Origin of the sequence: Kosakonia sp. R1.Fl, assembly GCF_023516815.1 — a bacterium.
Classification (GTDB): domain Bacteria; phylum Pseudomonadota; class Gammaproteobacteria; order Enterobacterales; family Enterobacteriaceae; genus Kosakonia.
This window is the reverse complement of sequence record NZ_JAMGSQ010000001.1, coordinates 2,730,682-2,755,184: the sequence shown is the minus strand read 5'-3', so window position 1 is coordinate 2,755,184 and position 24,503 is coordinate 2,730,682. Positions and strand designations below refer to the sequence as shown.

Here is a 24,503-nt window from a genome sequence, read left to right as displayed (position 1 = left end):
GGAGCGCGGAAAAATAATGGAAACTCTTGCTCTGACGACGCTACTGCTGCCCTTTATCGGCGCGCTGGTCGTCTCGCTTTGCCCACGGAAAACCGCGCCGCAGCTTGCCACGCTCTTCGCGCTTCTGGCAACGCTTGCCACCGTGCTGCTGGCCTGGCGCTTTTACCAGGCGGGCAGTGAAACCGCAGATATGCCGCTGCTGGCGGTGGGTCAGGTGGTGCTGTTTGGTCTGTTAGTCGACCGCATCAGCACCCTGATCCTGTTTGCGGTGGTGTTTCTTGGCCTGCTGGTGGCGCTCTATTCGACCGGTTACCTGACGCGCAGCAACCGCGAGCATCCGCATGACGGCAGCAACCGTTATTACGCGTTCCTGCTGGTGTTTATCGGTGCGATGTCCGGTTTAGTGCTCTCCTCCACGCTGCTCGGGCAACTGCTGTTTTTCGAGATCACCGGCGGCTGTTCCTGGGCGCTGATTAGTTATTACCAGAGCGAAAAATCCCAGCGCGCGGCGATGAAAGCGCTGCTTATTACGCACGTCGGTTCGCTTGGCCTGTATCTGGCGGCGGCCACGCTGTTTTTGCATACCCACACGTTTGCCCTGAGCGCCATCAGTCAGCTACAAGGCCCGGCGGCCTATCTGGTATACGGCGGCATTCTGTTTGCCGCGTGGGGCAAATCCGCCCAGTTGCCGTTACAAGCCTGGCTGCCGGATGCGATGGAAGCACCAACCCCGGTGAGCGCTTACTTACACGCCGCGTCCATGGTGAAAGTGGGTGTCTACATTTTTGCCCGCGCAATCGCCGAAGGCGGGCACATTCCTCACATCATCAGCTGGATTGGTGTCGGCATGGCGACGCTGACGCTGGTATATGGCTTTTTGATGTATCTGCCGCAAAAAGATATGAAACGGCTGCTGGCCTGGTCGACCATCTCGCAACTGGCATGGATCTTCCTCGCCCTGTCGCTGTCGACCTTCGGTTCACCGCTGGCCTTCAAAGCGGGGATTGTTTACATCTTCAACCACGCCTTTGCCAAAAGCCTGTTTTTCCTCGTGGCGGGCGCGCTCAGCTACAGCTGCGGTACGCGTCTGTTGCCGCGCTTGCGCGGGGTAATGAAGACATTGCCGCTGGCGGGCATTGGCTTTTGCGTTGCCGCGCTGGCGATCACCGGCGTGCCGCCGTTTAACGGTTTCTTCAGTAAATTCCCTCTCTTCGCCGCCGGGTTTGCCCTGTCGAATGACGCCCCGATTTTACTGGCGGTAATGATTCTGGCGCTGGTGGAATCCGTCGCCAGTTTCGGCTGGTTTATTTACTGGTTCGGGCGCGTGGTGCCAGGTGAGCCGAGCGAGGAAGTGGCGCAGGCCGCACCGCTGCCGTATGCGATGAAACTGGTACTGGTGATTCTGATTGTGATGTCGCTGTGCTCAAGCGTGATCGCTGCGGCGTGGCTTGGATAAGGGAGTCGATAATGACGGGAACACTGCTTGTTAACAACCTGGCGGGGCTGATGATGTTCACCTCGCTGCTGGTCACCTGCGCCAGACGCTACTCCGTCTCCTGCTGGTTGTATGCCCTGCAATCGCTGGTGCTGGTCTCTATCTTTTTTACCCTGTCGCAGCTGCTGGACGCCGAACAGTTGCTGATGTGGTCGTTCAGCGCGTTCTTCACCAAAGTGCTGCTGGTGCCGCTAATCATGGGCTACGCCTTTCGCAAGATGGCGCAATCCGGCGTTGGAGAACGGCTGTTTGGCCCGGCCACGCTGGTGCTGATGGCGGCGGCAATTGTGCTGCTGTGCTGGTTTGTGGTGCGCCCGGTGCAGTTACCGATGATCGCCCAGCTCAAACCGGCGCTCGCCGTTGCGCTCGGTCACTTCCTGCTTGGGCTGCTGTGCATTATCAGCCAGCGTAATATATTGCGGCAGATCTTCGGCTACTGCCTGATGGAGAACGGCTCGCACCTGGTGCTGGCGCTGCTCGCCTGGCGCGCGCCGGAGCTGGTGGAGATTGGCATCGCCACCGACGCCATTTTCGCGGTGATTGTGATGGTGCTGCTGGCACGGAAAATCTGGCGCACCCACGGCACGCTGGATGTCAACACGCTGACGGCGCTGAAGGGGTAACACCATGAGCCATACCTTGATGTTCACGTTGTTACTGCTGACGCCGCTGCTGGTTTCTGCGCTGTGCTTCGCCTGCCGGTTAAGCGGCAATGCGGCGCGCATGCTGGTTACGGTGGTGCATACGCTGGGGATTTCGCTGCTGCTGATTATCGCCCTGTGGACGGTCGCGGAAGCGGTGCGCGAAGGGGAAATTTTCGCCGCCAGCCGCTGGTTGCATATCGACAGCCTGAGCGGGCTGTTCCTGTCGCTGCTGGGCGTCATCGGTTTTATTACCGGGCTTTACTCGATTGGCTATATGCGCCATGAAGTCGATCACGGTGAAATCAGCGTGCCGACGCTCTGTTACTACTACGGTTTTTTTCACCTGTTCCTGTTCACCATGCTGCTGGTGGTCACCAGCAATAACCTGATTGTGATGTGGGCGGCGATCGAAGCCACTACGCTCAGTTCCGCTTTTCTGGTCGGTATTTACGGGCAGCGCTCGTCGCTGGAAGCGGCATGGAAATACATCATCATCTGTACCGTTGGCGTGGCGTTTGGCCTGTTCGGTACGGTGCTGGTGTACGCCAATGCCGCCAGCTTTATGGCGCAGCCTGATCACGCCATTTTCTGGACCGAAGTGCTGAAAGAGAGCGGTCAGCTCGACCCGACGCTGATGGTGCTGGCGTTTGTGTTTGTGCTGATTGGTTTTGGAACTAAAACCGGGCTGTTCCCGATGCACGCCTGGCTGCCGGACGCGCACAGCGAAGCACCCAGCCCGGTGAGCGCCCTGCTCTCGGCGGTGCTGCTCAACTGCGCTCTGCTGGTGCTGATCCGCTACTACATCATTATTTGTCATGCCATCGGGGACAGTTTTCCCAACCGGCTACTGCTGATTTTTGGTCTGCTGTCGGTGGGCGTCGCCGCGTTCTTCATTCTGGTGCAGCAGGATATGAAACGCCTGCTGGCTTATTCCAGCGTGGAAAACATGGGGCTGGTAGCTGTTGCGCTCGGCATCGGCGGCCCGCTCGGTATTCTGGCGGCGCTGCTGCACACGCTCAATCATAGTCTGGCGAAAACGCTGCTGTTCTGCGGCTCCGGTAATGTGCTGCTGAAGTACGGCACCCGCAATATGGATGTGGTGTGCGGGATGCTGAAAGTGATGCCGTTTACCGCCGTACTGCTCGGCGGCGGCGCGCTGGCGCTGGGCGGTATGCCGCCATTCAATATTTTCCTCAGTGAGTTTATGACCGTCACCGCCGGGCTGGCGGCGGAACATCTCGCCGTCACCATCCTGCTGCTGGTGTTACTGACGCTGGTGCTTGGCGGGCTGGTGCGCATGGTGGCGAAAGTGCTGTTCGCCACGCCGCCGCAGCAGGTGGCAACCGGCGAGCTGGGCTGGCTCACTACCGCGCCGATGGTGATTTTACTGGTGATGATGCTGGTGATGGGTACGCATATTCCTCAGCCGGTCAGCCGTTTACTGGCCAGCGCCGCCACCATCGTGCAGCAAAGCAATGATGATCATCCCACCCAGCTTAGCTGGCTGTGGGCCAATGTTGATACCACCGCCGCATCGGCAACGCCGTCGCATCGTCAGGGAGAGTGAAAGTGAGTTATTTAGCAAGCGTGAATCTCCAGCAACCTCGCGGCAACGCCTGTCTTGCTGCATTGAAGGCGCAATTTCCCGGCGCGGTGCTGGACGAGGAGCGCCAGACTTTCGAACAAGTCACTATAACGGTCAAAATCAACCTGTTGCCGGACATTGTGCACTATCTCTATTACCAGCATGATGGCTGGTTACCGGTGCTGTTTGGCAACGATGAACGTACCCTGAATGGTCATTACGCGGTCTACTACGCGCTGTCGATGGAAGGTGCGGAAAAGTGCTGGATTGTGGTGAAAGCGCTGGTCGATGCCGACACGCGCGAATTCCCGTCGGTGACGCCGCGCGTACCCGCCGCGGTATGGGGCGAACGTGAGATCCGCGATATGTACGGTCTGATCCCGGTCGGTTTGCCGGATCAGCGCCGGCTGGTGCTACCGGATGACTGGCCGGACGATCTGCACCCTCTGCGCAAAGACACCATGGATTACCGTCTGCGCCCGGAGCCAACCAGCGACACGGAAAACTACACCTTTATCAACGATGGCGGCAATTCGGCGCGCATTGTGCCGATTGGCCCGCTGCATATCACTTCGGATGAACCGGGGCATTTCCGCTTGTTTGTCGATGGTGAACGGATTGTCGATGCCGATTACCGCTTGTTTTATGTGCATCGCGGCATGGAGAAGCTGGCGGAAACCCGCATGGGCTACAACGAAGTGACATTCCTGTCGGACAGGGTTTGCGGCATCTGTGGTTTTGCCCATAGTGTGGCTTACACCACCTCGGTGGAAAACGCGCTCGGCATTGTGGTGCCGCAGCGGGCGCACACTATCCGTTCGGTGCTGCTGGAAGTGGAACGGCTGCACAGCCATTTGCTCAACATCGGTCTTTCCAGCCACTTTGTCGGTTTTGATACCGGTTTTATGCAGTTTTTCCGCATCCGCGAAAAATCGATGACCATGGCTGAGTTGCTCACCGGTTCGCGCAAAACCTACGGTCTGAATCTGATTGGCGGCATCCGCCGCGACATTCTCAAAGAGCAACGCGTCAAAACCATTCAACTGGTGAAAGAGATGCGCGCGGAAGTGGCGCAACTGGTCGATATGCTGCTCTCCACGCCCAACATGGCGCAGCGCACCCAGGGGGTGGGCATTCTTGACCGCCAGGTCGCACGCGATTTCAGCCCGGTCGGGCCGCTGATCCGCGGCAGCGGTTTTGCCCGCGATTTACGTTTCGATCACCCGTACGCGGATTACGGCAACCTGCCGAAAACGCTGTTTACCTGGCCGGATGGCGACGTCTTTTCACGCGTCATGGTGCGGGTGAAAGAGGTGTTCGATTCGCTGGCAATGATTGAGTTTGCCCTTGATAACCTGCCGGATACACCGCTGCTGACCGAAGGGTTCAGCTATCAGCCGCATAAATTCGCCCTCGGTTATGTGGAAGCGCCACGCGGCGAAGATGTGCACTGGAGCATGCTCGGCGACAATCAGAAACTTTACCGCTGGCGCTGTCGCGCGGCGACCTACGCCAACTGGCCGGTGCTGCGTTATATGCTGCGCGGCAATACCGTTTCCGATGCGCCGCTGATTATCGGCAGCCTCGATCCCTGCTATTCGTGTACCGACCGCGTGACGCTGGTGGATGTGCGCAAGCGTAAATCGACTACCGTGCCCTACAAAGAGATCGAACGTTACGGCATTGAACGTCGCCACTCGCCGCTGAAGTAAGGAAAGAAACGATGCTGAAATTGTTGAAAACCATTCTCAGAGCGGGCGAGCCGACGGTGAAATACCCGTTCGCACCGCTGGAGGTGTGCCCGGGGTTTCGCGGCAAACCGGAACTGGATCCGCAGCAATGCATCGCTTGCGGCGCCTGTACCACCGCCTGTCCGGCGAACGCGCTCACGCTGGAAACGGATGCCGGAGAGAACAGCCGCGTCTGGCAACTGTTCATCGGCCGCTGTATCTACTGCGGGCGCTGCGAAGAGGTGTGCCCGACGCGGGCGATCCGTCTGTCGGAAGAGTTTGAGCTGGCGGTCACTAACAAAGCCGATCTCTATGTGCGCGCCACCTTCCGCCTGCAGCACTGTAGCGAGTGCGGCGTGCCGTTCGCGCCAGAAAAATCCGTGGCGCTGGCGGTGGAACTGCTGGCCCTGAACCAAAACGCACCGCATCAGTTGGAGAACCTGCGGGCGCAAGCCTCTCTCTGCCCGGCGTGCCGCCGACGCGCGGCACTGGAGCATCGCGGCAGCGTTAACGTGCACTATTACCTGAAGGAGCAAGCATGAGTTCCGACCTGAAAGTGCTGAACCAGCATGTCAGCCAGCCGGTGCCGCTCGATGAATCCGCGCAGAAAATGAAACAGCTCTTGCTGCGCGATATCCAGCGTTCTGCCTACGTTTACCGCGTCGATTGCGGCGGCTGCAACGGGTGTGAAATCGAAATTTTTGCCGCCATTACGCCGCTGTTTGACGCGGAACGCTTTGGCATCAAAGTGGTGGCTTCGCCGCGCCACGCGGATATTTTGCTGTTTACCGGCGCGGTCACGCGCGCCATGCGCATGCCCGCGCTGCGCGCCTGGGAATCGGCACCGGATCATAAAATCGCCATCTCCTACGGCGCGTGCGGCGTCGGCGGCGGGATTTTTCACGATCTCTACTGCGTGTGGGGCGGCAGCGACACCATTGTGCCGATTGATGTGTGGATCCCCGGCTGCCCGCCGACGCCAGCGGCAACCATCCACGGTTTCGCGGTGGCGCTTGGCTTGCTGGAGCAAAAACTGCACGCCGTCGACCATCAACAAGCGGCAGATGAAATTGCCAGCGTACGCTGGCCGACACTGCCACTGGCATTGCGCGTGACGCTTGAACGGCTGGCGCGCCAGCTGGCGGGTTATCGCCAGGGACGCGAGATCACCGACCAGCTCTTCGCTTTATTAACCGCAGGCGATCCCGCGCAGGCTACGCTGCGGGTAAATAACTGGCTGCAACAGGCGGCAGACCCGCGCCTGACCTCCATTGTGCAGCAACTGATGAACGAGCTGGAGCGTGCCCATGTCTGAGCAGCAAGCGAAAGTGATGTTCTGGATGCTGCGGCAGAAGTTTGTCGATAACAGCGTCGAACTGGAAGAGAAAAGCCGCCAGGTGATGTACTACTCGCTGGCGATTGGTCATCACGTTGGGGTGATCGACTGCCTCAACGTGGCGCTCGAATGCCCGCTTGATGAGTATCAGCACTGGCTAACGTTAATCGACGACGCCGAAGCCAGGCGCAAAATGCAGGGGTTATTAACCTTTGGCGAAATCGTCATCGATGCCAGCCACGTGAATACGCTGGCACCGACATGCGTGCAGTTATCAAAAACCGCAGAAGAACCCTGGCGGAGCTGGAGCCGCCAGTTGCTGCAATATTTACAGGATATGGCGCATGAACCGGCGATCTATCTGATGGTGCGGCTGTTGCGCTGAATGATTCATCACATAAATGTCACCCCAGTGATTTATACGTGAAGTTTGTAACACTACAAAAATAAGGGGTAATGTACTATTTACGCTCACTATTAAGGGCGACGTATCCATGATCTTACGGCAGTTGCTGGAACAGAATACTCACACTTCGTTACTCCGGGCGTTTATCCCTTTACCGCCGCCTTTCAGCCCCGTCCAGTTTATCGAATTACGCTTAAATAACGCCCACTTCTGGCGCTGCTTTGATGATGGCAGCGTCGAAACCAGCGAGCGTGAATACGGCGGAAAAGTCAGCGACAGTTCGCTGCACCTTATTCTGCTGGCGCAAAGTGAGGCGCTGGAGTTGCGTTTTGCTCGTACCGATAGCGGCCAGTTCACGGAGCAGGACAACACGATGTTTAGCTGGCTGGCGCGGCTGGCAAGCCAGGCGCTGGAAACGCAACTTTCTCAGGTAGAATTGAGCGAGTCGATCGAGACGCTACGTGAAGAGCGCGACCATGATCGGGTGCTGGTGGATATTACCAACTCGGTGCTCTCGCATCTGGATCTTGATGATCTGATCGCCGATGTTTCGCAGGAAATTCACCGCTTTTTCGGTATCGATAATGTCCGCGTGGTTCTGCGCGACACGCTGCACTCCCGCCAGCTTATTTGCCATGCCACCCACTTTCCCAGCTGCCCGCCGGAAACCGAGCGCTTTGCGCTGCGCAGTGATAGCCCGGTGGTGCTGGCGGCGCTCAACGAAAATCAGGGCGCGTTGCTGCACCAGGAGCAGGATGCCGGGTTATGGCAGCGCGATCCGGTATTGCAACAGCTATTGATGCAGGGGTTAAACGTGGTATTTATTTTGCCGCTGACCTTCAGCCACCACGCGCCTGGCGTGCTGTTGCTGGCGCACCGGGACGCCTCAATTTTCAGTGAGCAAAACTGTCGATTATTGCAGCAAATTGCCGACAGAATTGGCATTGCCGTCGATAATGCCGACGCCTACCGGCAGGTGATCCATTTAAAAGAGAATCTGAACAGCGAAAACCGCAAACTGAACGAGCAAATCGCCTCCAGCCAGAGTTTTGGCGACATCATTTACCAGAGTGATGCCATGCGCGAGGTACTCCAGCAGGTCAATATTGTGGCACTGAGCGACAGTACGGTGCTGATCCTCGGTGAAACCGGCACCGGCAAGGAGATCATCGCCCGCGCGCTGCACCAGATGAGCCCGCGCAAAGACAAACCGCTGGTGAAAATCAACTGTGCCGCCATTCCCGCCAGCCTGCTGGAAAGCGAGCTGTTTGGTCACGATAAAGGCGCTTTCACCGGGGCGATTAACGCCCATCGCGGGCGCTTTGAAATGGCCGATGAAGGCACACTGTTCCTCGATGAAATCGGCGATATGCCGCTTGAGCTGCAACCGAAGCTGTTGCGGGTGTTGCAGGAGCGCGAGATCGAACGCATCGGCGGTACAAAAACCATTCCGGTTAACGTGCGGGTGATTGCCGCCACCAACCGCGATCTGCGCCAGATGGTGATTGACCGCGAGTTCCGCAACGATCTGTTTTACCGCCTGAATGTGTTTCCGCTGGTGCTGCCGCCGCTACGCGAGCGGCCGGACGATATTCCGCTGCTGGCGCGTTATTTCACGCAAAAGCTGGCGCGCCGCCTCAATCGCACCATTGATACCATTCCCGCCGACACTCTCCAGCAACTGATGCGCTACGAGTGGCCTGGTAACGTGCGCGAGCTGGAAAATGTGATTGAACGCGCGGTACTGCTGGCGCGCGACAACACGTTAAACCTGCATCTGCACGCCCAGCCGGTCAGCATGGTGCAGCCGGTTAGCCACGATCCCTTCCCCTTCACGCTGCCTAAAGTGGCGGAGATGATGCGCCCGGAGCCGCCGGAAAATGACGAAGCGGAACGCCAGCAGATTATTCAGGTGCTGCGCGAAACCAACGGCATTGTCGCCGGGCCGCGCGGCGCGGCCGCCAAACTCGGCATGAAACGCACCACGCTGTTATCGCGAATGCAGCGTCTTGGTATCGCCGTGCGCGAAGTGCTGTAACCCCCTTCGGGTTCTGTGAACCCGCTAACGCTCTCTGGTTTGTCGCTGGTATGCGCTATGCATAAGACGGCGGGTGTCTACTATGCATTGAATCAGGAGAATCAAATGGATACCGGCAACGCGTTTGACCTGCGACTTCCTGCGGAAATGGCAAAAGTCGCCGAGCAGTCTGGATTGTATAAAGTCAGCAAACGAAAAGAGCTGTCGTTCTTCCTCGCGATTACTGCGGGCGTGTTTATCTCGATTGCATTTGTGTTTTACATCACCGTTACTGCCGGGCCTGCACCCGCGACGGCGCTGGCGAAACTGGCGGGCGGCGTCTGTTTTTCCCTTGGGCTGATTCTGGTGGTGGTCTGCGGGGCGGATCTCTTTACCTCAACCGTGCTGACGGTGATGGCCAAAGCCAGCGGGTTGATTAGCTGGCGGCAACTGCTTACCAACTGGGTGATCGTCTATTTCGGCAACCTCGTTGGGGCACTGTTTTTTGTGGCGTTGATTTGGTTTGGCGGCCAGGCCATGAACAGCAACGGCTTGTGGGGGCTGAATGTGTTGCAAACCGCTGACCATAAAATGCACCACACCTTTATCGAAGCGGTGTGCCTGGGCACGCTGTGCAATTTAATGGTTTGTCTGGCGGTGTGGATGAGTTATTCCGGCCATACGTTGACGGATAAAATCATGGCAATGCTGCTGCCGATCGGCATGTTTGTCGCCAGCGGTTTCGAGCACAGCATCGCCAACATGTTTTTGCTGCCGCTGGCGGTGATCATTCGTGACTTTTCACCGCAGAGTTTCTGGACCGCGGTACACAGCTCGCCGGATAACTTCCCGGCGCTCACCATCAGTAACGTGATTACCGATAACCTGCTGCCAGTGACGATTGGCAATATTATCGGCGGCGGCGTACTGGTGGGGGTGACGTACTGGATTATCTATCTGCGCCATCAGAACGACACGCATTAAGGAGAATGCCGGGCGGCAAGCTGTCTGCCGCCCGGCAAGATTACTCTTCTGACACCGGCGGCGAATCCGGCCAGGCGTGGATCACCGCCTGAATCAACGTCGCCAGCGGAATGGCGAAAAAGACACCCCAGAAGCCCCACAGCCCGCCGAAGATAATCACCGACAAAATGATCACCAGCGGATGCAGGTTAACCGCTTCGGAGAACAGCACCGGCACCAGCAGGTTGCCATCCAGCCCCTGAATAATCAGATAAACGGCAAAGCAGCTCCAGAACTCGGTGCCAAGACCGAACTGGAACAGCGCCACGCCGACCACCGGAATGGTGACGACAAACGCGCCGATATAGGGGATCAGCACCGAGAAGCCGACCAGCACCGCCAGCAGCAGGGAGTAGTTGAGACCAAACAGGATAAAACCGATCCAGGTGGCGACACCAACGACAATCATCTCCAGCACTTTGCCACGGATGTAGTTGGTGATTTGCTGGTTCATCTCTTTCCACACCTGGCCTGCCAGCCCACGGTTGCGCGGCAGCACGCGACGCACGGCGTTGAGCATCTGCTCTTTATCTTTTACCAGGAAGAAAACCATCAGCGGCACCAGCACCAGATAGACCGCCAGCGTCAGCAGCCCGACCAGCGAGGCGAGCGAATATTTCACCACGGAATCGCCCATTGTCAGCATGCGGGAGCGCATGTTTTCCGCCATCGCATCGATGATCCCCGCATCCATTAACGCCGGGTAACGGCGCGGTAAGGTGGCGGCAAAATCAGAGAGTTTACTTAACATGCCGGGCATATCGCGGATCAGGTAAATCCCCTGCTGCCAGGCAACGGGCATCACCACAAACGCCATCACCAGCAGGATGCCGACAAACAGCACCAGAACTATTGTGGCAGCCCAGGTACGCGAACAGCCGATACGTTGCAGACGTGCGGTAGGCCACTCAAGCAGGTAAGCGATCACCAGCGCCACCAGCAGCGGCGCAAGAAGGCCGCTGAAGAAGAAGAGAATACAGAACCCCGCGAGCAGAATGACCAGCAGCGCAATCGCCTCCGGATCGCTGAAGCGGCGGCGATACCACTGCATTAACATTTCGAGCATAACGTTCCTTTATGAGCCTCTTGAGCGGGGGTAAGGAGTGGAATTGTATCGAAATGTCACAAAAAAGACTTCGCTTTTCGTATCCTTTGCGGGAAACATAGCAATCCACTGAATACAATGTTTTTCATCCCAAAAGGCGGCTACACTCGAAGGCCGGTGAGCCGGAACGACGCCGCCGAAAGCAGGTCTACAGTGTGTCACCCCAAATACAGGAAAGAGGTTATGTTCAGGCAGTTGAAACGAACGCTGGTCGCAACCCTGATTGCCGCACTCAGTGCGGGTAGCGTTGTCCCGGCATGGGCTGATTCGATAGACAGCACATTGCCGGATATGGGCACCTCGGCGGGAAGCACGCTCTCCATTGGTCAGGAGATGCAGATGGGCGACTATTACGTTCGCCAGCTTCGCGGCAGCGCGCCACTGATTAATGATCCGCTGCTGGTGCAGTACATTAATTCCCTCGGTATGCGTCTGGTAGCCCACGCGGATTCGGTCAAAACCCCTTTCCACTTCTATCTCGTCAATAACGACGAAATCAACGCTTTCGCCTTTTTTGGCGGCAATGTGGTGCTGCACTCCGCGCTGTTCCGCTATACGGATAACGAGAGCCAACTGGCTTCGGTGATGGCGCATGAAATTTCCCACGTCACCCAGCGCCACCTGGCGCGCGCGATGGAAGACCAAAAACGCAACGCGCCGCTGACCTGGGCGGGCGTACTGGGTTCCATTTTGCTGGCGATGGCTAACCCGCAAGCCGGGATGGGCGCGCTCACCGGCACGCTGGCCGGTACACAGCAAGGGCTAATCAGTTTTACCCAGCAGAACGAACAGGAAGCGGACCGCATCGGTATTCAGGTGCTGCAACGCGCCGGGTTTGATCCGCAAGCGATGCCGACCTTCCTCGAAAAACTGCTGGATCAGTCGCGCTACTCCACGCGCCCGCCGGAAATTTTGCTGACGCACCCGTTGCCGGAAAGCCGCTTGTCGGATGCCCGCAACCGCGCCAACCAGATGCGCCCGGTGGTGGTGCAATCATCCGAAGAGTTCTATATGGCGAAAGCCAGAACGCTGGGCATGTACAACTCCGGGCGTAACCAGCTCACCAGTGACCTGCTGGATGGCTGGTCGAAAGGCAACGTGCGTGAACAACGCGCGGCGCAATATGGTCGGGCGTTACAGGCGATGGAAGCGAAAAATTACGCCGAGGCGGCAAAAACCTTGCAGCCGCTGCTGAACGCCAGCCCGAACAACGCCTGGTATATCGACCTGGCGACCGATATCGATTTAGGGCAGAACAAAAGCGCGGACGCCATTAAACGCCTCAATGGTGCCAGCGAACTGAAAACTAACCCGGTGCTGCAACTCAACCTGGCGAACGCTTACCTGGAAGGTGGTCAGCCCGCGGAAGCCGCGCGCATTCTTAACCGTTACACCTTTACGAATAAAGAGGATGTCAACGGCTGGGATTTACTGGCGCAGGCCGAAGCGGCACTGAATAACCGCGATCAGGAACTGGCCGCGCGTGCCGAAGGATTGGCGCTGGTAGGCAAGCTGGATCAGGCGATCACCTTGCTAAGCAGCGCCAGTTCGCAGGTGAAACTCGGCAGCCTGCAACAGGCGCGTTACGATGCGCGAATTGACCAGTTACGCGAGTTGCAGCAACGGTTCAAGCCGTACCAGAAAATGTAATAAGGAGAAGAGATGTCAGAGACGGTGAAGATTTACCATAACCCACGCTGCTCAAAGAGCCGCGAAACGCTGGCGCTGCTGAAGGAAAACGGCGTTGAGCCAGAAGTGGTGCTCTACCTGGAGACGCCGCCGGATGCGGCGACGGTGCAAAAACTGCTGAAAATGCTGGGTATGTCCAGCGCGCGCGAGCTGATGCGCAGCAAAGAAGATCTCTACAAAGAATTGCAGCTTGGCGATAGCGCACTGACGGAAGCGCAACTGGTGCAGGCACTGGTCGATAACCCGAAACTGCTTGAACGCCCGATTGTCGTTAGCCACGGCAAAGCACGAATCGGTCGCCCGCCGGAGCAGGTGCTGGAGATTTTGTAGCATTAAAAAACCCTCGCCGCGTGGCGAGGGTTCAGAGTTTGAGGATCTCTTTGACGAACGGAATGGTCAGCTTGCGCTGGGCGGTGATCGACGCGCGATCCAGCTCATCCAGCGTATCGAACAGTGTGCGCATTTCTCTGTCCAGCCGCTTTAACAAAAACCGCCCCACGTCTTCCGGCAACTCAAACCCACGGATCCGCGCCCGCAGCTGTAAGGCTTGTAATTTGTCTTCGTCGGAGAGCGGTTGCAGCTTGTAGATTTGCCCCCAGTCCAGCCTTGAGGCCAGATCCGGCAACCCCAGATTGAGCTGGCGCGGCGGTCTGTCGCCGGTTATCAGCAGGCGGGTTTTGCCCTGTTCCAGAATGCGGTTGTAGAGGTTGAAAATCGCCATCTCCCACGGCTCGTCACCGGCCACGCATTCGATATTGTCGATACACACCAGCGAGAGTTGCTCCATCCCATCCAGCACTTCCGGCACAAACCAGGTGCGCTTATCGAGCGGCACATAGCCTACGGCATCGCCGCGCTGGGAGAGTTCGGCACACGCGGCATGCAGCAAATGGCTGCGGCCCGCGCCTTCACGTGACCAGAAATAGATGTATCCGCTGTGCGCCTGGCGCAGAACGTTTTGCAGTGCCGCCAGTAAAGAGGGGTTATCACCCGGCCAGAAACTCGCAAAGGTTTCATCATCGGGTAAGTACAATGGCAGGGAGAGCTGTGCCGGCGTGTTCAGAGGTACCTCAACAAGGCTTACAAAAAACGCAGTGAGTCTATCACAAAATGTTGCAAGGTTTGAACCGGGCGCGAGGCCCGGTTCAATTCTGCACGATGTTTACGACTTCGCGACGTCATCTTCTGGCGCGTCCAGCACCACTTCTTCCGGGCGCAGTACGCTAATCAGTTTAAAGATCAGGCTCAGCCCCACACCGACGATCGTCGCCAGCGCCATGCCTTTCAATTCAGCCGCGCCAATGTGCACTTTCGCGCCGCTAACGCCGATGATGAGGATCACGGAGGTGAGGATCAGGTTTTGCGCTTTGCTGTAATCCACTTTCGATTCGATCAGCACGCGGATACCGGAAGCGCCGATTACCCCGTACAGCAGCAGGGAAACACCGCCCATTACCGGCACCGGGATAATCTGGATAGCCGCCGCCAGTTTACCAACGCAGGAGAGCAGGATGGCGATAATCGCCGCGCCGCCAATCACCCAGGTGCTGTAGACGCGGGTAATCGCCATCACGCCGATGTTCTCACCGTAGGTGGTGTTCGGCGTAGAGCCGAAGAAACCGGAGATGATGGTTGAAAGGCCGTTGGCGAACATGGAGCGGTGCAAACCCGGATCGCGGATCAGATCTTTTTTGACGATATTCGCCGTCACCACTAGGTGACCGACGTGCTCGGCAATCACCACCAGCGCCGCAGGCAGAATGGTGAAAATGGCAAACCACTCAAAACGCGGCGTGTAAAACGTTGGCAGCGCGAACCAGTGTGCCTGAGCAATCGGCGTGGTATCGACAACGCCCATCGCGAAGGAGAGCGCATAACCCGCCAGCACGCCAATCAGGATCGGGATAATCGCCAGAAAGCCGCGGAACAGCACCGAGCCGAACACCGTCACGCCCAGCGTCACCAGCGAGATGATCACGGTTTTGGAATCCGCTGACTGCCCTTCTGCTGGCAGCAGGCCGGCCATGTTCGCCGCCACACCCGCCAGTTCCAGACCGATGACGGCAACGATTGCGCCCATCGCCGCAGGCGGGAACATCACATCCAGCCAGCCGGTGCCCGCTTTTTTCACAATGAACGAGACGATGCAGAACAGCACGCCGCACATAATGAACCCGCCGAGAGCCACTTCGTAGCCCAGCGGCAGCAACAGCAGTACCGGGGAGATAAACGCAAAGCTGGAGCCTAAATAGGCCGGAATTTTCCCTTTACAGATAAAGATATACAGCAGCGTTCCGACACCATTGAACAGCAGCACGGTGGCCGGGTTAATGTGGAACAGGATTGGCACCAGCACGGTTGCGCCGAACATGGCGAACAGATGCTGTAAACTAAGCGGGATCGTCTGCAAAAGCGGCGGTCTTTCACTTACCCCGATAGCACGGCGCGTCATAGTGTTTTCCTCTGAGTGTTGTTGTTGTCCACCCGTCCAAAACGGCGGGCAGTGTTATGAATTCCAAAAAAAAGCCGACTATCAAAGTCGGCTTTCGATTTCTTATCAGTTACTTCGTACCAAAGATTTTGTCGCCGGCGTCGCCGAGGCCCGGAATAATGTATCCGTGCTCATTCAGCCCCTGGTCAATCGACGCGGTGTACAGCTCAACATCCGGGTGCGCTTTTTCCAGCGCCGCCAGCCCTTCCGGCGCGGCAACCAGCACCAGCACTTTAATGCTGTGGCAACCGGCATTTTTCAGCAGGTCGATGGTCGCGATCATCGAACCACCGGTCGCCAGCATCGGATCGACAACCAGCGCCATGCGCTCGTCGATGTTCGATACCAGTTTCTGGAAGTACGGTACCGGCTCCAGCGTCTCTTCATTACGGTAGATACCCACCACGCTGATGCGCGCGCTCGGTACGTGCTCTAGTACGCCTTCCATCATGCCCAGACCTGCGCGCAGGATCGGCACTACGGTGATTTTCTTACCTTTAATTTGATCAACCTGTACCGGGCCATTCCAGCCTTCGATGGTCACTTTTTCCGTTTCCAGATCGGCCGTTGCTTCATAGGTCAGCAGGCTGCCCACTTCTGAGGCGAGTTCACGAAAGCGTTTGGTGCTGATGTCGTTCTCTCGCATCAGGCCCAGCTTGTGTTTGACGAGTGGGTGTTTTACTTCCACGACCTTCATACTCTTCTCCTTTCCCCTGACAGGTGGCAGCCACAAAAAAAATCGCCGGATTATACCGCTTTTTCTCCGTTGCGCTACAGGAAGGCGCTTGATCGCGATCAATCAGACTGGAAAAGAGTATATCGCAAGAATCCGCCGCGCCCTTAAATAATGGACTCGCAAACGTTTGCCTTGGCTGTTAGAATTGCGCCGAATTTTATTTCTACCGCAAGTAAACGCGTGGGGACCCAAGCAGTGACCGATAAAACCTCTCTCAGCTATAAAGATGCCGGTGTTGATATCGACGCGGGCAATGCTCTGGTTGACCGAATCAAAGGCGTGGTGAAGAAAACCCGTCGCCCGGAAGTGATGGGCGGTTTGGGCGGCTTCGGTGCGCTGTGCGCGCTGCCGCAAAAATATCGTGAGCCAGTACTGGTTTCCGGCACTGACGGCGTGGGCACAAAACTGCGTCTGGCAATGGATCTGAAACGTCACGACACCATCGGTATCGATCTGGTGGCAATGTGCGTTAACGATCTGGTGGTACAGGGCGCTGAACCGCTGTTCTTCCTCGACTATTACGCGACCGGCAAGCTGGATGTCGATACCGCCGCCAGCGTGATCAACGGCATCGCCGAAGGCTGTCTGCAATCCGGCTGTGCGCTGGTTGGCGGCGAAACGGCGGAAATGCCCGGCATGTATCACGGTGAAGATTACGATGTCGCCGGTTTCTGCGTCGGTGTGGTAGAAAAATCAGAAATCATTGATGGCTCTAAAGTGGCTGACGGCGACGTGTTAGTCGCCCTGGCTTCCAGCGGCCCGCACTCCAATGGCTATTCGCTGGTGCGTAAAGTGCTCGAAGTGAGTGGCGCCGATCCGCTGACTACGCAGCTTGAAGGCAAACCGCTGGCCGATCACCTGCTGGAACCGACCCGCATTTATGTGAAGTCCGTGCTGGAGCTGATTGAAAATGTCGATGTCCACGCCATCGCCCACCTGACCGGCGGCGGTTTCTGGGAAAACATTCCGCGCGTACTGCCGGATAATACCCAGGCGGTAATCAATGAATCCTCCTGGCAGTGGCCGGCCGTGTTTAACTGGCTGCAAAGTGCCGGTAACGTGAGCCGTCATGAAATGTACCGCACCTTTAACTGCGGCGTCGGTATGGTGATTGCGCTTCCTGCGGCTGAAGCCGATAAAGCCATCACGCTGCTGAATGCGAAAGGTGAAAAGGCGTGGAAAATCGGTATCATCAACGCATCCGATTCCAGTGAGCGTGTGGTTATTGAATGAAAAACATCGTGGTGCTGATTTCCGGTAACGGAAGCAATTTGCAGGCAATTATCGACGCCTGCAAACAGAAGAAAATCAACGGCACCCTGCGGGCAGTATTCAGTAATAAGGCCGATGCGTTCGGCCTTGAACGTGCGCGGGAAGCCAATATTCCCGCCCATGCGCTGAGCGCAGATCAGTTCGCCAGCCGCGATGCGTTTGACCGCGAGTTGATGCAGGAAATCGACGCCTACGCCCCGGATGTGGTGGTGCTGGCGGGTTATATGCGTATCCTCAGCCCGGCGTTTGTCGCGCACTACGCCGGACGTCTGCTGAATATCCACCCTTCCCTGTTGCCAAAATATCCCGGTCTTCACACACACCGCCAGGTACTGGAAAACGGTGATGAAGAACATGGCACCAGCGTGCATTTTGTTACCGATGAGCTGGACGGCGGCCCGGTGATTTTGCAAGCCAAAGTGCCGGTGTTTGAAGGTGATACGGAAGAAGAGATCACCGAACGCGTGCAGTCGCAGGAACATGCGATTTACCCGCTGGTGGTCAGCTGGTTTGTTGACGGTCGCCTGAAAATGGACAGCAACAGCGCGTGGCTGGATGGTGTGCGCCTACCGCCTGAAGGCTATGCGGCCGACGAATAATTACTGCAATTTATCGCTTTTCACCCTGCCCGCCGTGGCAGGGTTTCTTTCCTCTTCCCCTGCTAAAAGAAAAAGTTACTTTATTTCCATCACCTTAGATGCGAAAAACGGATTACTGTCATACTTTTTTGGCACAGTTGGACATCTGACGGCAAAGCTCGCCATAATAAGTTGTGTCATACGAAGGGACGCCAGCAACGTTCACCTGTCAGTCAGGGCACCGCGAGCGCGAGAAGGATTTGCCGTGTCCCGAGCAAGAACCGGAGTGTAAACAGGAATGGGTCAGGAAAAGTTATATCTCGAAAAAGAACTAAGCTGGTTGTGCTTCAATGAACGTGTTCTCCAGGAAGCTGCCGACAAAAGTAACCCGCTTATCGAACGCATGCGTTTTTTGGGGATCTATTCCAACAACCTCGACGAATTTTATAAAGTCCGTTTTGCTGAACTGAAACGCCGCTTAATCATTAGCGAAGAGCAAGGCGTTACCACGAATTCCCGCCATCTGCTGGGCAAGATCCAGTCTCGCGTACTGAAAGCCGATCAGGAGTTCGACAGTCTGTACAACGATCTGCTGCTGGAGATGGCGCGTAATCAAATTTTCCTGATTAACGAACGTCAGCTTTCGCAAAACCAGCAGAGCTGGCTGCGCAATTACTTCAAACAATATTTGCGCCAGCACATTACCCCGACGCTGATTAACCGCGAAACCAACCTGGTACGCTTCTTAAAAGATGATTACACCTACCTGGCGGTAGAGATTATTCGCGGCGACGAAATCCGCTACGCGCTGCTGGAGATCCCGTCAGATAAAGTGCCGCGCTTTGTTAACCTGCCGCCGGAAACGCCGCGCCGTCGCAAACCGATGATCCTGCTGGATAACATTCTGCGTTACTGCCTGGATGATATCTTTAAAGGCTTCTTCGATTATGACGCGCTGAACGCCTACTCGATGAAAATGACCCGTGACGCCGAATATGACCTGGTGCACGAAATGGAGTCGAGTCTGATGGAGCTGATGTCCTCCAGTCTGAAACAGCGTCTTACCGCCGAGCCGGTGCGTTTTGTTTATCAGCGCGATATGCCCGATGCCATGGTCGAGATGCTGCGTGAAAAGCTGACCATCTCCCGTTATGACTCCATTATTCCCGGCGGGCGTTACCACAACTTCAAAGACTTTATTGGTTTTCCGAATGTCGGCAAAGCCAACCTCGTCAACAAACCGATGCCGCGTCTGCGCCACATTGGGTTTGATAAGTTCCGCAACGGTTTTGACGCCATTCGTGAACGCGATGTGCTGCTCTATTATCCGTACCACACCTTTGAACACGTGCTGGAGCTACTGCGCCAGGCGTCGTTCGACCCGAGCGTGCTGGCGATCAAAATCAACATTTACCGCGTGGCGAAAGATTCGCGCATCATCGATTCGATGATCCACGCAGCCCACAACGGCAAAAAAGTCACCGTGGTGGTGGAGTTGCAGGCGCGTTTCGACGAAGAAGCCAACATCCACTGGGCGAAGCGGCTGACGGAAGCGGGCGTGCAGGTGATTTTCTCGGCGCCGGGCTTAAAAATTCACGCCAAACTGTTCCTCATCTCCCGTATGGAAGGGGAAGAGATCGTGCGCTATGCGCACATCGGTACCGGCAACTTTAACGAAAAAACCGCGCGGCTTTACACGGACTACTCGCTGATCACCGCTGACGCGCGCATCACCAATGAAGTGCGTCGGGTATTCAACTTTATTGAAAACCCCTATCGCCCGGTGAGCTTCGATTATTTGCTGGTGTCGCCGCAAAACTCGCGCCGCCTGCTGTACGACATGATCGACACGGAGATCGCTAACGCGCAGGAAGGTAAACCTTCTGGCATTACGCTGAAGCTGAACAACCTTGTCGATAAAGGGCTGGTGGACAGACTCTATACCGCCTCAAGTTCCGGCGTGCCGGTGAACCTGCTGGTGCGCGGCATGTGTTCACTTATTCCGCAACTGGAAGGCATCAGCGAAAATATTCGTGTCACCAGTATCGTTGATCGTTATCTTGAGCACGATCGCATCTATATTTTTGAGAACGGCGGCGATAAACGCGTTTATCTCTCCTCCGCAGACTGGATGACACGTAACATCGATTACCGTATCGAAGTGGCCGCACCGCTGCTCGATCCGCGCCTTAAACAGCGCGTTCTGGATATCATTGATTTGCTTTTAAGTGATACCGTGAAAGCAAGGTACATCGATAAAGAACTGAGTAATCGCTATGTTCCGCGCGGCAACCGTCGTAAAGTGCGCGCACAACTGGCGATTTACGACTACATCAAATCACTCGAACAGCCCGACTAACCTATGCCGATACAAGAAAAGACGCCACGACCGGAGGAATTTGCCGCGGTCGATCTGGGTTCAAACAGTTTCCATATGGTCATTGCGCGCGTGGTCGACGGCGCAATGCAGATCATCGGCCGCCTGAAACAGCGCGTGCACCTGGCTGATGGTCTGGACAGCAATAACATGCTGAGCGAAGAGGCAATGGAGCGCGGGCTGGCTTGCCTGTCACTGTTCGCCGAGCGCTTGCAGGGCTTTGATCCGGCAAGCGTGTGCATTGTCGGTACGCACACGTTGCGCCAGGCACTGAACGCCACAGAATTTCTTAAACGCGCGGAAAAGGTAATCCCCTACCCGATTGAAATCATTCCGGGCAATGAAGAAGCGCGCCTGATTTTTATGGGCGTGGAACATACGCAGCCGGAAAAAGGCCGCAAGCTGGTAATCGATATCGGCGGTGGCTCTACCGAATTAGTGATCGGTGAAGATTTCGAGCCGAAGCTGGTGGAAAGTCGCCGTATGGGCTGCGTGAGCTTTGCACAGATGTACTTTATGGGCGGTACAATTAACGGCGAGAACTTCCGCCGCGCGCGCATGGCGGCAACGCAAAAGTTGGAGTCGCTGGCGTGGCAGTTCCGCATTCAGGGCTGGAACGTCGCGCTTGGCGCATCCGGCAGCATTAAAGCCGCCCACGAAGTGCTGATCGCCTCCGGCGAGAAAGACGGTTTTATCACACCGGAACGACTGGAGAAGCTGGTCGCCGAAGTGCTGAAATATAAGAACTTCAGTGAACTGAGCCTGCCGGGCCTTTCGGAAGAGCGTAAAGCGGTGTTTGTGCCGGGGCTGGCTATTCTTTGCGGCGTGTTCGATGCGCTGGCGATCCGCGAATTGCGCCTTTCTGATGGCGCACTGCGTGAAGGCGTGCTGTATGAGATGGAAGGTCGTTTCCGACATCAGGACATTCGCAGCCGCACCGCGCAGAGCCTTGCCAGCCAGTACAATATCGACCGCGAGCAGGCGCGGCGCGTGCTGGAAACCACCACCCAGATTTACGATCAGTGGCTGGCGCAAAACCCGAAGCTCGCTAACCCGCAACTGGCGGCGTTGCTGAAATGGGCAGCGATGCTGCACGAAGTAGGGCTTAATATTAACCACAGCGGGATGCACCGCCATTCGGCGTACATTCTGCAAAACAGCGATCTGCCCGGTTTTAATCAGGAGCAACAGCTGATGATGGCGACGCTGGTGCGCTGCCACCGTAAGGCTATCAAGCTTGATGATTTGCCGCGTTTTACGCTGTTTAAAAAGAAGCAGTATTTGCCGCTGGTGCAAATCTTACGGCTTGGCGTGCTGCTGAATAACCAGCGCCAGGCGACCACCACGCCGCCGACACTGCGCCTGACTACCGATGCCAATCACTGGACGCTCAGCTTCCCGCACGACTGGTTCAGCCAGAACGCGCTGGTGTTGCTGGATCTGGAAAAAGAGCAGGAATACTGGGAAGCCGTGACCGGCTGGCGCCTGAAAATCGAAGAAGAGCACTCTCCGGAAGTGGCGGCCTGAGCCGCCCGTTCGCTACTCGTTAACCAGCGTCTCCAGCGGCGCTGGCTTACCAATCAGATACCCCTGTAAATAGTCGATACCCAGCGCGATTGCCGCGCTGCGTATCTCTTCGCTCTCCACATACTCCGCTACTACCAGCATTTTTTTCATCCGCGCCAGATGGCAAATCGACGCCACAATCTGATAATCGAGGCTGTTCGAGACAATATTGCGGATAAAACTGCCGTCGATTTTCAGGATGTCGGCATTAACGGTTTTCAGCCGCGCATAGCTGGCATAACCGGTGCCAAAATCATCAATCGCCACCCGGCAGCCCATCTGTTGCAGTTGCCCCAGCGTCTGGTTGGCCTGCTGGAGATTGGTCATCGAGTTGCTTTCTGTTATCTCAAAGATCAACTGCCAGGCTTCAATGCGGTATTTGCGCAATAAACGGCGGACTTCCTGGGAAAACTGCGTGCGGCAAATTGAGGCCGGCGAGAGGTTAATGGAAAAACGCTGGGCGGGGAGTTTTTCGCGGTTTTGCGCCATAAACATCAGTACATGTTCAATCACCCATAAATCGATACGCGACGACAAGCCGAACTCATACGCGACGGGCAAAAATGCATCCGGACTGATGCTGTCGCCGTTCTCTTCACGCATGCGCAGCAGGATCTCGTAATAGTCATCGCCGCGCACCCCACAAATCAGCTGCGCCATCAGGATAAAATGGTTCTCTTCCAGCGCCAGCTGCAGGCGATTCATCATATCCACTTTGCTTTTCAGGCTGCGTTGCAGATTCGCCGCGCCCCGGTTTTGCAAATTTTCCGGGTGGTTGGTCGCCAGCGACAAATCGGCAATGGTGCTCATCTCACCAAGCAGCAAATAAAGGTGTTTTACTGGCGAGCGGACATAGCAGTAACTCAGCCCCACTTGCGGCTGCAGCGGCATATCATCCCAGATAAAGCGAAACTTCTTGATGCGCGCGTCCAGCTCCTCAATGCGCGTCTGGTGCGACTGCGTATTCAGGCGGATCGCCAGATCGTGTCCGGAGAGTTGATACACGTTCTCTTCCGCCGACAGCAGCGGCCTGAGCCAGTCCGCCATGCGCTGTTTGTACTGAATGCGCAGCAGCACACCATAGTTGCGCCCCAGCAGTTCCAGCTCCGGTATGCGCAGAAAACAGAGCACCGACCACGGCGTATCCGCCAGAGCCCGGCCCAGCGCGCGAAGATTGGGCATATTGGCAACCGGGTCGATAAACGCCAGACGGCGGGCACGATCATGCACCACTCTCTGACGGGTCGCCATCATCGCCATGGCGAGAATGATAAAGGAAAACACCAGGTAACTTGATGAGGCGATCGCCAGTTGCACGTCGTAAGCGGGAAACCACGGCAAATAACGGTAAAAAAAGTGAATAGAGATCACCAGCAGCGGTGTCCAGACCAGCGACATAAAACGGTAGCCGTAACGCATCGATCCCCACAGCATCACCGGCAGGAGAAGTGAAAGCGTGTAGTTGGTACTGAAAATGGAACTGTTTTTGTTCAGCGGCATCAGTAACAGCAGCAAAATGCCAATCACCACGGCGAACCAGACCACGATCTCAATGCGCGTAACTTTGCGATCAAACTCGTGGCGCATTTGCGATAACCACGAAATCGCGTAGCGCGGATGGCGAATAACGCGGATCAACAAATAACTAAACGGCACGCCGGTCATTGTCCCGACCAGCAATGCCTGGTAATTGATGAGCATCGGCACATTCCACGCCAGCGCGCCGCTGTCGCTTGCCGCCCGATCGTAAAGATTCAGCCAGACACCCAGCTCAAGAATCATCAGGTAGATCGACGCCGGACAGAGCACCTGCCAGAAAATACGCTGGGAAACCAGTAATGCCGTGCCGTAAGCCACCCGGTGGCGGCGAGTGACAAAAATACGGTAACCCGCCCAGCTCAATATGATGGGGAGCAGTAAATGCACGCCTTTACTGACTATTTCCAGCGGTGGTGCGGGCCAATAATGGCAAATCAGCGCCAGCACAATGCCCGGCAGCGCCGCCCAGCCATAAAACATCATCAGGACGATTAGCAACGCCATCGGCAGATAATAGAGAATGACTGCCTGACCAGAAACGGTAGTGAATGTATTAGCGAGACTAAACAGTGGGTACAAAACAACAGGCGTGATGAGCGGCAAAGCCCACCACTGATCTTTCAGGCGATGATATTTTTGAATAAGTGTCATAGATGCTCGGTTACCCAACCCAGATCCTGGCGGGTGTTTCAGGCAGGTATCCGACCCGACTGTGCTGCGCACTGGTGAAGTGCCAGTTTGTTAACAAACAGAAATTCTAATTCCGGACAATATCTGTTAATTGATTTGCATCAAAAAAAACGCGCCCGCCAGCTTTAATTCCCTGCTTTATGCGCATTATCGCCCATTTTTCATCGCCCACGTAAATATTTAATTTATCTTATATAATTCTTGGTGATAATTTAATCATTGTG

General features: G+C 56.2%; 20 protein-coding genes. 15 read left to right on the top strand and 5 right to left on the bottom strand.

Translation table 11 applies throughout. The features are described from left to right. The first annotated feature begins 16 nt into the window (after positions 1–16). The 9 genes from M8Q36_RS12910 to focA all read left to right on the top strand — a co-directional run bounded on the left by M8Q36_RS12910 (position 17) and on the right by focA (position 10,197). Positions 17–1,456, top strand: a complete 1,440-nt coding sequence (locus M8Q36_RS12910; RefSeq protein ID WP_249881147.1) for a hydrogenase 4 subunit D — start codon at positions 17–19, stop codon at positions 1,454–1,456. A gap of 11 nt (positions 1,457–1,467) precedes the next feature. Next, positions 1,468–2,118, top strand: a complete 651-nt coding sequence (gene hyfE / locus M8Q36_RS12905) for a hydrogenase 4 membrane subunit (protein WP_017458953.1) — start codon at positions 1,468–1,470, stop codon at positions 2,116–2,118. 4 nt (positions 2,119–2,122) lie between these two features. Next, on the top strand, positions 2,123–3,706 hold the full coding sequence (gene hyfF / locus M8Q36_RS12900; RefSeq protein ID WP_249881146.1) for a hydrogenase 4 subunit F: 1,584 nt from the start codon (positions 2,123–2,125) through the stop codon (positions 3,704–3,706). Positions 3,707–3,726: 20 nt separating this feature from the next. Beyond that, positions 3,727–5,436: a hydrogenase large subunit gene (locus tag M8Q36_RS12895; RefSeq protein WP_096325422.1), complete on the top strand. Its 1,710-nt coding sequence runs from the start codon at positions 3,727–3,729 to the stop codon at positions 5,434–5,436. An 11-nt stretch (positions 5,437–5,447) separates the two neighbouring features. Beyond that, positions 5,448–5,996: a hydrogenase 4 subunit H gene (gene hyfH, locus M8Q36_RS12890; RefSeq protein WP_020454686.1), complete on the top strand. Its 549-nt coding sequence runs from the start codon at positions 5,448–5,450 to the stop codon at positions 5,994–5,996. Next, positions 5,993–6,769: an NADH-quinone oxidoreductase subunit B family protein gene (locus M8Q36_RS12885; RefSeq protein WP_249881145.1), complete on the top strand. Its 777-nt coding sequence runs from the start codon at positions 5,993–5,995 to the stop codon at positions 6,767–6,769. Before hyfH ends, M8Q36_RS12885 begins: the two co-directional genes overlap by 4 nt. Then, on the top strand, positions 6,762–7,175 hold the full coding sequence (locus tag M8Q36_RS12880; protein WP_249881144.1) for a formate hydrogenlyase maturation HycH family protein: 414 nt from the start codon (positions 6,762–6,764) through the stop codon (positions 7,173–7,175). Before M8Q36_RS12885 ends, M8Q36_RS12880 begins: the two co-directional genes overlap by 8 nt. 109 nt (positions 7,176–7,284) lie before the next feature. Continuing rightward, positions 7,285–9,234, top strand: coding sequence for a sigma 54-interacting transcriptional regulator (locus tag M8Q36_RS12875; protein ID WP_249881143.1), 1,950 nt, complete (start codon positions 7,285–7,287; stop codon positions 9,232–9,234). Between the two features lie 105 nt (positions 9,235–9,339). Beyond that, positions 9,340–10,197 carry a formate transporter FocA gene (focA, locus tag M8Q36_RS12870; protein ID WP_160269193.1) on the top strand — a complete coding sequence of 286 codons (858 nt, stop codon included), beginning with the start codon at positions 9,340–9,342 and terminating at the stop codon, positions 10,195–10,197. 40 nt (positions 10,198–10,237) lie between these two features. On the opposite strand, the gene M8Q36_RS12865 is transcribed toward focA, so the two are convergent. Next, positions 10,238–11,302, bottom strand: a complete 1,065-nt coding sequence (locus M8Q36_RS12865; protein ID WP_017458961.1) for an AI-2E family transporter — start codon at positions 11,300–11,302, stop codon at positions 10,238–10,240. Between the two features lie 222 nt (positions 11,303–11,524). Between M8Q36_RS12865 and bepA the strand changes: the two genes are divergently transcribed. Together bepA and arsC are read left to right on the top strand one after the other, a co-directional pair. After that, a complete protein-coding gene (gene bepA, locus M8Q36_RS12860; RefSeq protein ID WP_249881142.1) occupies positions 11,525–12,991 on the top strand; it encodes a beta-barrel assembly-enhancing protease in 1,467 nt (488 codons plus the stop codon). A 12-nt stretch (positions 12,992–13,003) separates the two neighbouring features. Then, positions 13,004–13,360: an arsenate reductase (glutaredoxin) gene (gene arsC / locus M8Q36_RS12855; RefSeq protein WP_249881141.1), complete on the top strand. Its 357-nt coding sequence runs from the start codon at positions 13,004–13,006 to the stop codon at positions 13,358–13,360. A 31-nt stretch (positions 13,361–13,391) separates the two neighbouring features. On the opposite strand, the gene M8Q36_RS12850 is transcribed toward arsC, so the two are convergent. The 3 genes from M8Q36_RS12850 to upp form a co-directional block, all read right to left on the bottom strand. After that, a complete protein-coding gene (locus tag M8Q36_RS12850; RefSeq protein ID WP_065370367.1) occupies positions 13,392–14,093 on the bottom strand; it encodes a DnaA inactivator Hda in 702 nt (233 codons plus the stop codon). A gap of 99 nt (positions 14,094–14,192) precedes the next feature. Next, a complete protein-coding gene (gene uraA / locus M8Q36_RS12845; protein ID WP_045510364.1) occupies positions 14,193–15,482 on the bottom strand; it encodes a uracil permease in 1,290 nt (429 codons plus the stop codon). Positions 15,483–15,591: 109 nt separating this feature from the next. Next, complete coding sequence (gene upp, locus M8Q36_RS12840; RefSeq protein ID WP_017458966.1) at positions 15,592–16,218, bottom strand: uracil phosphoribosyltransferase; 627 nt, start codon at positions 16,216–16,218, stop codon at positions 15,592–15,594. A gap of 234 nt (positions 16,219–16,452) precedes the next feature. Between upp and purM the strand changes: the two genes are divergently transcribed. The 4 genes from purM (at position 16,453) to ppx (ending at position 22,011) form a co-directional block, all read left to right on the top strand. Next, positions 16,453–17,490: a phosphoribosylformylglycinamidine cyclo-ligase gene (gene purM / locus M8Q36_RS12835; RefSeq protein WP_249881140.1), complete on the top strand. Its 1,038-nt coding sequence runs from the start codon at positions 16,453–16,455 to the stop codon at positions 17,488–17,490. After that, positions 17,487–18,128: a phosphoribosylglycinamide formyltransferase gene (gene purN, locus M8Q36_RS12830; RefSeq protein ID WP_045510372.1), complete on the top strand. Its 642-nt coding sequence runs from the start codon at positions 17,487–17,489 to the stop codon at positions 18,126–18,128. The genes purM and purN overlap by 4 nt, the downstream gene beginning before the upstream one ends. Positions 18,129–18,405: 277 nt before the next feature. Then, positions 18,406–20,466, top strand: a complete 2,061-nt coding sequence (gene ppk1, locus M8Q36_RS12825; protein ID WP_017458969.1) for a polyphosphate kinase 1 — start codon at positions 18,406–18,408, stop codon at positions 20,464–20,466. 3 nt (positions 20,467–20,469) lie between these two features. Continuing rightward, positions 20,470–22,011, top strand: coding sequence for an exopolyphosphatase (gene ppx / locus M8Q36_RS12820; RefSeq protein ID WP_249881139.1), 1,542 nt, complete (start codon positions 20,470–20,472; stop codon positions 22,009–22,011). A 12-nt stretch (positions 22,012–22,023) separates the two neighbouring features. Here ppx and M8Q36_RS12815 read toward each other — a convergent pair whose 3' ends face one another. Then, a complete protein-coding gene (locus M8Q36_RS12815) occupies positions 22,024–24,240 on the bottom strand; it encodes a sensor domain-containing phosphodiesterase (protein ID WP_249881138.1) in 2,217 nt (738 codons plus the stop codon). Positions 24,241–24,503 lie beyond the last annotated feature (263 nt).